Raw genomic sequence first — 13,332 nt, forward strand, 5'->3', positions numbered from 1 at the left:
CTGCTGTGAAAGGTCACGGGCTGGTAACCATTATAGGAGACCGGCTGTGCACAACCCGGATATTGGCCCGAGCCTGTAAAATTGCCTTTCCCACATTAACTAATGAAACAGAAAATGCAGCCCATACCCAATGGCAATGTGGACCCGCGCCCATAAGAGGCTTATTAACAGGGTGTTAACGAGCACTGCGGGCGGTCGAAAGAACAGGTAAGGACAGGTATGTCAGGATCATACCCCTTCATCGATATTGCCGCGCTGGATTCTATCCGCGAAGGCTTTGCAAAGGGTGATGCGCAGCTCGTGCTGACGCACGACCTTTCGGCAGTGCTTTGGGTCAACGGCCCCGGCGCGAAGCTTTTCGGCTTCGATCGCGTGGAAGACATGATCGGCGGCGGCCTTGATCTGCCCATAGCCACACGCCGGCAGATCGCCTCGTCGAACAGCAATGCGGAGGGTGAAACCCGAACCGTTTCCGTTCGTCTGGGTGGCGGATTGCGTTCCGATCTCATCCGTTTCAGTGTTTCGCAGATCACCCTTCCCGACGGCGTGTCCGGGCTGCTGCTGACTGCCGATGGCAAGGACGCAGAAGCTGAAGCCATCATTTCCGGCCTGAGCGATGACAGCACGCATATTGCACTGATTGACGCAAGCAGCCGGGTGATTGCCGCAAGCCCACGTTTTGCAGCGCTCGACATTTCCTCCACCACGCTGGAAGACCTTGTCATCGAAGCCGCAGACGCGAGCGACCGCATCGTCAAACGTCGCATCCGCTCTGGAAAGCACTCCGTACCCGGAGGGATTGCGCGACTGACCGACACGCCGCCCATGCACCTTCTCTTCATTGTCGGTGACGCTCCCCTCGCGACATTGGAAGCACCTGTCGCCATGCAGGGTGAAGCCGAAGAGATACTGGAAGAGATGCTTCCAGAGCCCGCAGCAAGCGCAAATACTGAAGATGCCTCTGCCGATCAGCCCAAGCCCCGCAGCTTTGTGTTCGAACAAGATGCTCCGCCAGCGCGCTTCATCTGGAAGGTAGGCCCCGACGGCACTTTCAGCGAAGTATCCCCGGACCTTGCCGCAACGATTGGGCCGAATGCGGCTGACGTCGTTGGACGTCGCTTTGCCGATGTCGCCAATGTCTTCGGCTTCGATCCGGATGGCAGCATTGCGGCCCTGCTGGACAAGCGTGACACATGGTCGGGAAAACGGTTGATGTGGCCGGTAGAGGGCACGGATTTGCGCGTGCCGGTCGAGCTTGCCGCCCTGCCCGTCTATTCCCGCGACCGGGAGTTTACCGGTTTTCGCGGCTTTGGTCTGGTGCGTCCGGCAGAGGCCGAAAAGGACCCCGAGGAAATCGGGCTGGTGCTTGCAGGTGGCATTCCGCAGACGCGCAAGCCTGTCAACGAGCCGGTTGAAACGGCAACATCTGTCGAAGACGACGACGTTCTGGCGCTGAGCGAAGAAGTCGCCAATGACGATAGTCCTGTTGCAACGTTGCCCAAGCCACCGCTGGATATCGCGCCGACACCGGGGCGCCGCGAATCCGACAAGGTCATCAGCCTGCTGAATGCCTGCGCGCAGGAAAAAGTGGCTGCTGATCAGGCACGCATGCTGAAGGAACAGGAGCGCGAAGAGCGCCCCGAAGGCGGGCTGACCAAGACTGAACGCAATGCATTTCGCGAAATCGCTGACCGTCTGCGCAAGCAGGGTCTTGCCAATTCGCGCGCCGAAACCGAAACGGCTCCCATATCGGAAGAAACCGTTGCCGACAGCTCTCAGCCGGTCGAACAGACTGATGCGAAAGCACCGTTCATCGATGACGTTGCAACGGAAGAAGTCCCACTTGCGGCCTCCGCAGCGACCTACGGCGATGAAACCGCTCTTCTGGCCAATCTTCCTGTGCCGGTGATTATTCATTCGGGCGACAAGATTCATTACGTCAATCAGGCTTTGCTCGATCTCACCGGCTATGAATCGCTCGACGATATTCGCGATGCGGGTGGCGTGGACGTGCTGTTCAACAGCGAAAGCGATGATGGTGAAACGCGACAGGGCATGGTGCTGCGCCGTGCCAATGGCAGCGAAGAATCTGTCGATGCGCATCTCAATGCCATTTCCTGGCGCGATGGCCGCGCACTTATGTTGAGCCTGATGCCGGTAGCTGCTGCCCCGGCAGCCGTTGAAACTGTTGCCGCCCCGGCTGAAACGCCGGTCGCTAGCAATGTCGCTATCAATACGGATGACGAGAAGCAGGCGCTTGCAGATCATGTCGAAGAACTGAAGACCATTCTCGACACGGCAACGGACGGTGTTGTTCTCATCGACCCGGAGGGCCGCATCCGTTCCATGAACCATTCGGCCTCGGCTTTGTTCGGCTATGAACGCGACGAGACGGAAGGCAAGTTCTTCTCGATGCTGTTTGCCATCGAAAGCCAGCGCGCCGCGATGGACTATCTGCATGGCCTCTCCGGCAACGGCGTTCTGAGTGTCCTCAATGACGGGCGCGAAGTGATTGGTCGCGAAGCCAAGGGCGGGTTCATTCCGCTGTTCATGACCATCGGCAAACTGCCCCATGCGGGTGGGTACTGTGCTGTCCTGCGCGACATTACGCAGTGGAAGCGCACCGAGGAAGAACTGACCAACGCGCGCAAGGAAGCTGAACGCGCTTCGAGCCAGAAGACCGAGTTTCTGGCACGCATCAGCCACGAAATCCGTACGCCGCTCAATGCGATTATCGGCTTTTCGGAGTTGATGGCCGACGAAAAGTTCGGCCCTATCGGCAATGATCGCTACCGGGATTACCTGCGCGACATCAATCGTTCCGGCAATCACGTGCTGGCATTGGTCAATGATCTGCTCGACATTTCAAAGATCGAAGCTGGCGCTCTCGACATGCAGTTTGAAGCGGTTTCGCTCAACGATGCCATTGCCGAGGCCATCGCGCTGATGCAGCCGCAGGCCAATCGCGAACGCGTCATCATCCGTTCGAGCTTCCAGTCCAACCTGCCCGACATCGTGGCTGACACGCGTTCGATCAAGCAGGTGGCCCTGAACCTTCTGTCCAACGCCGTGCGCTTCACCGCGCCGGGCGGTCAGGTGATCGTATCGACGAGCTATGAAATGAACGGCGACGTCGTGATGCGGGTGCGCGACACCGGCATCGGCATGACCAAATCCGAGGTCGAGCAGGCGCTGAAGCCATTCCGGCAGGTCAATGCACTGGAACGCCGCAAGGCCGAGACCGCGAAAGACTGGCGCAGCGAAGGAACCGGACTGGGCCTGCCCCTGACAAAAGCCATGGTGGAAGCCAATCGTGCGCAATTTGCTATCGATTCCACTCCGGGGCATGGAACTGTGGTTGAAATTGCCTTTCCGCCGACGCGCGTTCTGGCCGACTGATCGGTATCTTCAAAGGCTAAAGAACCTCCCCTTGCGGGAGGTTTTTTCATGTCCTTGTTCAAGCTCAAAAAAAGCGCCGGACGAACCGGCGCTATCAGAATCTCAGAGACAAAGGACACAAAAGCAATTCGCAACGGAGCACCGGAAACGGCAGCTCGATCATCACTCAGTGTTGCATTCCTTATCGCGTGAAGCCGGTTAACAATGCCTTAAATTCTTCATTCGCAATTTACCTATTGGTAGCGACTGTAAAATCAGGGTTAAATTCCGTGCTGCAATTGATTAACCATAGGATAGAAGCAGTGCTGGTGATTTGATTCCATCCTCTGCCACGGCAGGCGGATGGTCATAAAACTAGCATCTTTGCTTTAACCGATTGCTGGTTTACAGCTTAGTCAAGCTCACTGATTGGATGGTTGATGCGCTGGCCCCGATTTATGCGCCTCATAATTGCGCTCGTCATTCTCTGCGCCGCGGCTGCAGCAACCTTGCTGGCCGTGGTGCCTTTCATCGTCTCAACCGATGCCATCCGTATTCGCGTTGCACAGGAAATCAGCGCCTGGACCGGCTATAGCGTCGAACTCAGGCAAGCCCCTCGTCTGAAAGTGTTTCCTGTTCTGCGCGCGTCCCTGAATGGTGTGACGCTCAGCAAACTTACGGATCAGGGACAGAAACCGCTCATGAGCGCAGACCGTATCGACGTGGAGCTCTCGCCGCTCGATGCCATCATGGGACATATCTCCTTTTCCGAAACGCAGATCGTCCGCCCGCATGTCAATCTCGACGGCCCGGTTTCGAATTTCTCGCAACTCCTCGATGCCATCGCCAATTCCAACGGACGGCTCGGCACTGCGATCCGCGCGCAACGCGCCCTGCAAAAAAGCGGCTCCGGCGACAATGCGCAGGCGGCACAGCAGGCTTCGCAACCCTTCGGTCGCGTCGTGGTCCGCGATGGGACGATTGCTTTCAACCGTCCGGGCAGCGAGCCGGAAATCACCAATGACGAACAGATAACCAATGTCAGTGCAACGCTGGAATGGCCGCGCACATCGAGCGCCGCAACGCTGAAGGGCAGCGCCAAATGGCGTGACGAAACCTCCCAGTTCAGCCTGACTGCAGCACAAGCCCTGCCGCTTCTGGCTGGCGGCACATCGGATGTGACCGCGAGCCTGACTGCCAATCCGCTAAGCCTTACCTTTCAGGGTAAGGCGAATATTTCCAAGGATCGCTTTTTCGAAGGCGATCTGACCGCCAAGACCCCGTCGCTCAGTGGCGCAGTGCGCTGGCTCAGCCTTCCGCCGATTGCAGGCAGCGCCGAAATTGGCGCTTTCTCACTGGATTCGACTATTACCGCGACGCCGAAGCGGCTGAAATTCGCAGATGTGGAAATGACCGCCAGCGACAGCCCGGCCAAAGGTGTGATCGAGATCGGTCTGGAGCAGGAGCAACCGGCTGTGACCGGCACGCTGGCTTTCGACAAGCTCGACCTTCGCCGCCTGTTTTCAGCTTTCATTCCGCTGCCTGACAGCGGAGCGCGTTCGCCGAACGAGCGCAACAATCCCGACCGCGATGTCGTGGATACGAGCTTTATCGATCGTGCGGAAGTTGATCTTCGCCTTTCCGCGCAAAACGCAACGGCAGGCCCCGTGACCATGACGGGCGTAGCGGCTGCGGTACAGATACGCGGTGGCCGCGCCATCTTCGACATCGGCGATGCCAAAGCCTTCAACGGCATCATGCAAGCCAATGTTCAGATTGTGCGCGACTTGAAGAGCGCCAGCGGCGAATTGCGTTTCAACGCCTCGGATATCGACAGTTCGCAGTTCTTCACCGCACTTGGCTTCGACAAGCCGTTCGTGAGCGGCAAAGGTAATGTCTCGCTTTTCATGAAAGGTCCGGCCAATCGCTGGTCCGGCCTTCTGACCAACGCGCAGGGCAATGTTTCCATTCAGCTCAACAATGGCCAGATGCAGGGCTTTGCCGTGCAGGATTTTCTCACCAAAGCGCAGAGCCGGCGCTTCTTCGCTCTTGAGCGGAAGGAAAATGTTGCGCTCGCCTTCAATCGTCTGGATGTGAAAGCCAATCTGTCCGACGGAGTGGCGACGCTGGAAAATGCGCGCCTCGACACATCCGACAGCACGCTGACACTGGCAGGAATCGTGCCTTTCGTGGATCGCAGTCTGGCGCTGAGCGGCGAAGTCGTGTTCCCGAACAGCCAGCCGCAGCAGCCACAGGAAGGCAGCACGGACGGTCAGGACAACCAGCAGCCTGCCGAAAATCCACCCGCCAAGCCTCCGCTCAATTTCTTCGTCGGTGGCTCGTGGGATCGGCCATTTATTTCGCCGTCTTCAATGGGAACGGGGCAGTAAGCCCCGTTTTTCTGTTTTTCACTATCCCATACGGAATGCCGCCTGCTCGTCGCGGCGGCGCTGCACTTCACGGCGCTTGTTGACGACCGAAGCAATAATGACGCCGATGGTCACCAGTGCAATGAGGATCGTACAGACCGCGTTGATTTCCGGCGTCACGCCAAGGCGCACCTGACTGTAGATCTTCATCGGCAACGTCGTTGCCCCCGGACCGGAGGTAAAGCTTGCGATCACAAGATCGTCGAGCGATAGGGTGAATGCGAGCATCCAGCCTGAAACCACCGCAGGCAGGATCACCGGCAGCGTTACCTTCATGAAGGTTGTGACCGGCGGCGCACCCAGATCCATCGCCGCTTCTTCCAGCGAGCGATCAAAGCTCACCAGACGCGATTGCACGACGACTGCGACGAAACACATCGAAAAGGTGATGTGCGCGAGCGTTACCGTCCAGAAGCCGCGGTCGAAATTCATCGCCACGAAGAGCAGCAACAGCGACAGGCCGGTAATGACATCCGGCATGACCAGCGGCGCATAGACCATGCCTGAAAACAGGATACGTCCGCGAAAGCGCGTATAACGTGTCAACGCAAGTGCTGCGAGCGTGCCCAGAACCGTCGCAATCGTTGCAGACAGAAGCCCGACGCGGATTGTCACCCAAGCCGCATCCATCAGAGCCTGATTGCGAAACAGCTCGACATACCACTTGGTCGAGAACCCCGCCCAGACGGTAACGAGCCGGGATTCATTGAACGAATAGATGACCAGCAGAACGATGGGCAGATAGAGGAAGGCAAAGCCCAGAGCCACCGATGCGATATTAAAGCGGGACCAGTTGTTTTGCATCCTATTTCCCCTTTTCCTGTGCCCGCGCCTGCACCTGCTGGAAGATCACAATCGGAACAATCAGCAGGATCAGGAGCACCACGGCCACCGCCGACGAGACCGGCCAGTCGCGATTGGAGAAGAATTCGCTCCAAATCGTCTTGCCAATCATCAATGTCTGCGATCCCCCGAGAAGGTCGGGAATAACGAACTCACCCACGGCCGGAATGAACACGAGGAAGCAGCCCGCAAGCACACCCGCCAGCGACAATGGGAAGGTGATCTTCCAGAAAGCGGCGAACGGTGTGCAGCCGAGATCCTGTGCCGCTTCGATGAGTGAATAATCCATCTTTTCCAGCGAGGAATAGATCGGCAGCACCATGAATGGCAGATAGGAATAAACGATACCGATAAAGATAGCCGTATCCGTGTTGAGGATATTGAGCGGCGTATCGATGATGTTAAGCCACATCAGAAACTGATTGAGCAGGCCTTCCGGCTTCAGGATGCCGATCCACGCATAGACGCGGATCAGAAACGACGTCCAGAACGGCAATATCACCAGCATCAGCAGCGTCGGCCTGATCGTCGTTGGCGCACGCGCCATGCCATAGGCCATCGGATAGGCCACCAGCAAGGTCAGGAAGGTGGAGATAGCCGCAATGCGGACGCTCGACAGATAGGCCTTGTAATAAAGGGGATCGTCCAGCAGCCACAGATAATTGTCGAATGAGAGCTGCTTTATTCTCTCCCAGGTCGCAGCAAACCCCTGCGCCAGATCGAAGGTCGGTGTATAGGCCGGGATCGCCATCGCAACTTCCGACAGGGAAATCTTGAAGACGATGAAAAACGGGACAAGAAAGAATACCAGCAGCCAGATATAAGGCACTGCGATGACGAGACGGCTGGCAATGGAAGCGATAAGCTTCTGCATGGTGGCCTCCTCAGGCAGTCAGCACCAGACCGGCATCGGTATCGAAGGAAACCCAGACACGTTCGTCATAGGTCAGCGGATTTTCGGTTCTGCGCACGGCATTGAGGCTTGCAGCCTTGATCGTGCGCCCATTGTCGAGCCGAACGTGGAACACCGTCATATCGCCGAAATAGGCAATATCCCAAAGCTCGCCTTCCACCGCATTGACCGATGCATCGTCCGGCTTTTCGCGTGTGATCCGCGTCTTTTCAGGACGGACCGCATACCAGACCTTCTGGCCCGGATTGAGTTCTTCGCGGGTCTCGGTCTGAATGTGGAAACCGAATTTTTCGGTAGCGATCTCGGCCTCGCCATTGGCGGCTTTCACCACTTCGCCTTCGATGATGTTCACATTGCCGATGAAGTCAGCCACGAATTTGGAGCGCGGCGCCTCATAGACTTCCGCCGGCGTCGCCACCTGCTTGATGCGACCCTTGTCCATCACCGCAATGCGGTCGGACATGGTCATGGCTTCTTCCTGATCGTGGGTGACGACCATGAAGGTCATGCCAAGCTTGACCTGCAAATCCATCAGTTCGAACTGGGTCTCCTCGCGCAGCTTCTTGTCGAGCGCGCCCAGCGGCTCATCCAGCAGCAGCACCTTGGGGCGTTTGGCAACGGAGCGGGCAAGCGCCACGCGCTGGCGCTGACCGCCGGACAACTGATGTGGCTTGCGCTTGCCATATTGCTCCAGCTTCACGAGCTTGAGCATTTCGGCCACGCGCGCATCGATTTCCGATTTCGCCATGCCGTCCTGCTTGAGGCCGAAAGCGATATTATTCTCGACCGTCATATGCGGAAACAGCGCATAGGACTGGAACATCATGTTGACGGGGCGCTTATAGGGCGGGATGCCGCGCATATCCTGACCGTCGAGCGTGATGCGACCCGATGTCGGCTCCTCGAAACCTGCCAGCATGCGCATCAGCGTGGTCTTGCCACAGCCGGAAGCACCCAGCAGCGCGAAAAACTCGCGGTTGAAAACATTGAGCGAAAGGTCATCGACGGCAGTAAAATCGCCGAATATTTTCGTCACACTCTCAAAAGAAATGAAGGGCTTGGCCGCCGGATCGTTCCAGGGCGCAAATTTGCGGCGAAAGCTGCCAAAAGATTCCATTCCGTTCCCCTATAAACCAGAGCCGTTCCAGTTAAACGGAACCATGGAACCGCTCTATTTCTTTGCCTTACGCATTATCCGACGCATCGAAGCGGGATTAGAAATCAGTCCAGCGAATTGATTTCCCCGCGTAGACGCTCCGCACTTTTGCTGGAAATGCTTTAACCGGAACCTGATCCCGCGGGCAAAACCCACTTGTTACAAGACGCAGAGCGGCCCTCCGTCTGCACAGTGGGCCGCTCTTCACGATGTCGGGCGGGACATACCGGTCCCATAGTTTTTTGGCTCTTACTGGCCGGTGACGATCTTGGTCCAGGCGCGGGTGACCACGCGCTGGGTCTTGGTGTCATAAGGCGTCGGCACGAACAGTTTCTTCATGACGTCTTCGGTCGGATAGATTTCCGGATCGTCAAGAATTTCCTTGTCGATGAACTCCTGCGAGGCCTTGTTGCCATTGGCATAGAACACGTAGTTCGAAGCCTTGGCAGCCACCTCCGGACGCATCATGTAGTTCATAAATTCAAGCGCTTCCGGCACATGCTTTGCGTCTGCCGGGATCGCCATCTGGTCGAACCAGATCAGCGCGCCTTCCTTGGGGATCGAATAGCCGATCTCGACACCCTGCTTTGCCTTTTCGGCGCGATCACGTGCCTGGAAGATGTCACCTGAATAGCCGATCGCCATGCAGATATCGCCATTGGCCAGTGCATTGATGTATTCCGACGAGTGGAACTTGCGGATATTCGGGCGGATCTTGAGATAAAGGTCCTGCGCCTTCTGCAAATCGTCCGGCGATGGGGAATTCGGGTCCAGACCCAGATAATTAAGGGCCGGACGCAGCATTTCACTGGCTGAATCGAGCAGATAGATGCCGCAATCCTTCAGCTTGGCCGACTGTTCCGGGTCGAACAGCACAGCCCACGAGTCGATCGTGTCGGTGCCGAGCGCTTCCTTGATCTTGGCCTTGTTGTAGCCGATGCCGGTCGTGCCCCACATATAGTTGACGGAATATTCGTTGCCCGGATCGTAGGTTGCCGCGCGCTTCGAAATTTCGTCCCACATGTTCTTGAGGTTCGGCAGCTTATCCTTGTCGAGTTTCAGGAACACGCCTGCCGGAATCTGACGGCCAAGGAACTCACCCGATGGCACGACCAGATCATAGCCGCTGCCGCCGGCCAGAAGCTTGGTTTCCAGAATTTCGTTGGAGTCGTAAACGTCGTAGACGACCTTGATCCCGGTTTCCTTGGTGAAATCCTTGAGAATGGAGTCGTCGATATAATCCGACCAGTTATAGATATTGACCACCCGCTCCTGCGCATTCGCGGAAAATGTGGCAGCCGCTACAAAGCCCGTCACGACGGTCGTTGCCAGAAGGAAGGATTTGATCCCCATCATTTGCTCCAATCTGCACGATAAATTCCGGTGCAGGTTCAAGGTGGATATACTGTTTCTTTATTGCACTTTTTTAGATTGCACAGCATTCGTCAACAGGGTCGTGACAGGACGAACATAAAAATTGCATCGCAGGACCCACCCGCCCCCATCCGTGGGGCAACGAGATTTGGGCTGTACTGAGTCGAAAATGGTGGGGCTTGAGAACCGGAGCGGAGCGTACTTTTGGGTACGCGAGCACCGGAAGCGAAAAGCCACGCCATTTGCAGACCAGCAAAGCCGAAATATCGCGCCCCTACTGGAAGTCGAAAGCCGACAACCCCGCCACCATCTCGTCCAGCCCGAGCGGGCGCGTCAGCGGTGGCTCGGCGCGGGTGATACAGCCTTGCCTTTCGCACAGACGACAGGCCGGACCGATCTCTGTATTGCCAGCCTTTGAAAGTGACGCGCCATAGACCGTGTCGCTCCCCGCTTCCAGCGCACAACCAAGCAACAGCGCTGTCCTGCGCGGGCGCTCGCTGAATGCGCCCTGCGGCCCTTCCAGCGTGCGGGCAATTGTCAGGAAAGCCGAACCGTCTGGCAGTTCCACAGGTTCCACCAGCACCTGGCCCGCCTGGGCGAAAGCCGCATAGACCGGCAGCTTGGGGCATTGACCGCCGAAGCGGGTTGGAAAACCTTCGGCGCCAGCGACGCGCAGGCGGTTGCCCGCATGGTCGATTTCCATGACGAAGAAGGGCAGCGCACTTGCCCCCTGCCGCTGCAAGGTGGTCAGCCGGTTTGCTGCCTGCTGGAACGAGACCCCGAAGCGTGTGCGCAGCACATCGACATCGTAACGGGCTCGCACGGCTGCATCGCGAAACTGGCGATAAGGCATCATCAAAGCCTGCGCCGCATAGCGCGCCAGTTCGAACCGCGCGATGCGCTTCGCCTCGCCTGATGACAGTTTCAGACCCTCCGTCTCTGCGCCGATCACCACCTGCATTCGGATCAGCGCCGCCTCCATGGCAATTTCCTGCAGCTGATCGAAGGGCGACAGACGCTCCGAGATGAAAAGCCGTTGCGAATGCCGGTCATAACGCCTGCGCCAGTTCGGCATGGTGGCAACCGGCAGCGCGCGAACCGTGATTCCATGCTCGCGCCGCAGCCAATCCTTCAACGCGCTCGACAAATCGCCATCCGGTTTCAGCAGGGTGTAGAAACTCTCGGCCTCTTCCTCGATGCGCGGATAATGGTTGGCCCGCCGCGCCATCACGTCGCGCACTTCATCCAGCGGCAGGCGTGTCGCCGAAAGCTCCGCCCCGCTTCCCTCATGCGACAGCAATTGCGACAGATCGGAGAGGCGCTGCTGCTGCTCGCGATAGGCACGGTAAAGTTTCATGATGCCGACGGCAGCATTGGGCGCAGCCTCGCCGATCTCGACCAGTTCCTGATCGCCGGGCAATTCGCCGGTCAGAAGTGGATCGGAGAAGACTTCCTTGAGGCCCGTGATCGTGGAGCCGCTTTCGGCCTGAAGACTGTCGAGGTCGAGTTTGTAAACGCTGGCAAGCTTCAGCAAAAGCTGTACCGTCAGCGGGCGCTGATTGCGCTCGATCAGGTTCAGATAAGAGGGCGAAATGCCGAGCGCCTCGGCCATCGCCGTCTGGGTCAAGCCCCGCTCGTTGCGGATACGCCTGATGCGTGGCCCGGCAAATATCTTGCGTTCGCTCACCTAGTTCTCCCGACCCGAAACGGCAATTTTACAATTCATGACAAAATAGACGCAAAATTCGATTTTGACAAGATTTACAAATTTACATCGCCACCCAGTCAAAACTCCGACAGCATTACCTCAATTATGTGCCCATTTCTCCGGTTTCTCTGGCACTTCAATAATCGCGATTGTAAATCTGGTCACAGAAAGAGCGACCATCAAATGCTCTACAAATACCGACTACAACACGAGGAGACACCGAAATGACAGATTTTTACAGCCTTATTCCTTCGGCACCAAAGGGTCGCTTCGACGGCATCCAGCGTGCGCATACGGCCGAAGATGTAAAAAGGCTGCGCGGCTCGGTGGAGATCAAGTATTCGCTCGCTGAAATGGGCGCGAACCGCCTCTGGAAGCTGATCCATGAGGAAGATTTCGTCAATGCGCTCGGCGCGCTTTCCGGCAATCAGGCCATGCAGATGGTTCGCGCCGGCCTGAAGGCGATCTACCTCTCCGGCTGGCAGGTTGCAGCGGATGCGAATACGGCTTCGGCCATGTATCCGGACCAGTCACTCTATCCGGCGAATGCCGCCCCGGAGCTGGCAAAGCGCATCAACAAGACGTTGCAGCGTGCCGACCAGATCGAAACCGCCGAAGGCAAGGGACTTTCGGTCGACACCTGGTTTGCCCCAATCGTTGCCGATGCGGAAGCAGGCTTCGGCGGTCCGCTAAACGCTTTCGAGATCATGAAGGCCTTCATCGAGGCAGGTGCGGCTGGCGTGCATTATGAAGATCAGCTCGCTTCGGAAAAGAAGTGCGGCCATCTTGGCGGCAAGGTTCTGATCCCGACGGCAGCGCATATCCGCAACCTCAATGCGGCGCGCCTCGCAGCAGACGTGATGGGAACGGCAACACTGGTCATCGCCCGCACGGATGCGGAAGCCGCCAAGCTTCTGACCTCGGATATCGATGAACGCGACAAGCCTTTCGTCGACTACGATGCGGGCCGCACGGCTGAAGGCTTCTATCAGGTGAAGAACGGCATCGAGCCGTGTATCGCCCGTGCGATTGCCTATGCGCCCTATTGCGATCTGATCTGGATGGAAACATCCAAGCCCGATCTCGAACAGGCTCGCCGCTTTGCGGAAGCCGTGCACAAGGCGCATCCGGGCAAGAAGCTCGCCTATAACTGCTCGCCGTCGTTCAACTGGAAGAAGAACCTCGACGACGCCACGATTGCCAAGTTCCAGCGTGAGCTGGGCGCGATGGGCTACAAGTTCCAGTTCATCACGCTGGCCGGTTTCCACCAGCTCAACTTCGGCATGTTCGAACTGGCACGCGGTTACAAGGACCGGCAGATGGCAGCCTATTCCGAATTGCAACAGGCGGAATTTGCAGCCGAAGCCAACGGCTACACCGCGACCAAGCATCAGCGTGAAGTCGGCACCGGTTATTTCGATGCCGTGTCACTCGCAATCACCGGCGGCCAGTCTTCGACCACCGCCATGAAGGAATCGACTGAAACAGCACAGTTCAGACCGGCTGCTGAATAAAGCATTACCAGTAAAAG

Annotated in this window: 8 protein-coding genes; 3 read left to right on the forward strand and 5 right to left on the reverse strand. The window is 57.4% G+C overall.

What is annotated here, in order from left to right:
- Window positions 1-219: 219 nt before the first annotated feature.
- A complete protein-coding gene (gene pdhS, locus F9K94_RS16920) occupies window positions 220-3,399 on the forward strand; it encodes a cell-division control histidine kinase PdhS (protein ID WP_151647105.1) in 3,180 nt (1,059 codons plus the stop codon).
- A 419-nt stretch (window positions 3,400-3,818) separates the two neighbouring features.
- A complete protein-coding gene (locus tag F9K94_RS16925) occupies window positions 3,819-5,768 on the forward strand; it encodes an AsmA family protein (protein WP_151647107.1) in 1,950 nt (649 codons plus the stop codon).
- A 21-nt stretch (window positions 5,769-5,789) separates the two neighbouring features.
- Here the strand turns inward: F9K94_RS16925 and F9K94_RS16930 are convergent, their stop codons facing one another.
- The 5 genes from F9K94_RS16930 to F9K94_RS16955 all read right to left on the reverse strand — a co-directional run bounded on the left by F9K94_RS16930 (window position 5,790) and on the right by F9K94_RS16955 (window position 11,780).
- Window positions 5,790-6,611 (reverse strand): ABC transporter permease, encoded by an 822-nt coding sequence (locus tag F9K94_RS16930; protein ID WP_010659111.1) that lies wholly within the window; start codon window positions 6,609-6,611, stop codon window positions 5,790-5,792.
- Window position 6,612: 1 nt separating this feature from the next.
- On the reverse strand, window positions 6,613-7,524 hold the full coding sequence (locus F9K94_RS16935) for an ABC transporter permease subunit (protein WP_151647109.1): 912 nt from the start codon (window positions 7,522-7,524) through the stop codon (window positions 6,613-6,615).
- A gap of 10 nt (window positions 7,525-7,534) precedes the next feature.
- Window positions 7,535-8,680: an ABC transporter ATP-binding protein gene (locus F9K94_RS16940; protein WP_151647111.1), complete on the reverse strand. Its 1,146-nt coding sequence runs from the start codon at window positions 8,678-8,680 to the stop codon at window positions 7,535-7,537.
- Window positions 8,681-8,968: 288 nt separating this feature from the next.
- Window positions 8,969-10,072, reverse strand: coding sequence for a polyamine ABC transporter substrate-binding protein (locus tag F9K94_RS16945; protein WP_151647113.1), 1,104 nt, complete (start codon window positions 10,070-10,072; stop codon window positions 8,969-8,971).
- Between the two features lie 295 nt (window positions 10,073-10,367).
- The gene (locus F9K94_RS16955) at window positions 10,368-11,780 is read right to left on the reverse strand and encodes a helix-turn-helix domain-containing protein (RefSeq protein ID WP_151647115.1); all 1,413 of its coding nucleotides are present in this window, start codon (window positions 11,778-11,780) and stop codon (window positions 10,368-10,370) included.
- Between the two features lie 245 nt (window positions 11,781-12,025).
- On the opposite strand from F9K94_RS16955, the gene aceA reads away from it, so the two are divergent.
- Window positions 12,026-13,315 (forward strand): isocitrate lyase, encoded by a 1,290-nt coding sequence (gene aceA / locus F9K94_RS16960; RefSeq protein ID WP_061346951.1) that lies wholly within the window; start codon window positions 12,026-12,028, stop codon window positions 13,313-13,315.
- Window positions 13,316-13,332 lie beyond the last annotated feature (17 nt).

Source organism: Brucella tritici, assembly GCF_008932285.1.
Lineage (GTDB): Bacteria > Pseudomonadota > Alphaproteobacteria > Rhizobiales > Rhizobiaceae > Brucella > Brucella tritici.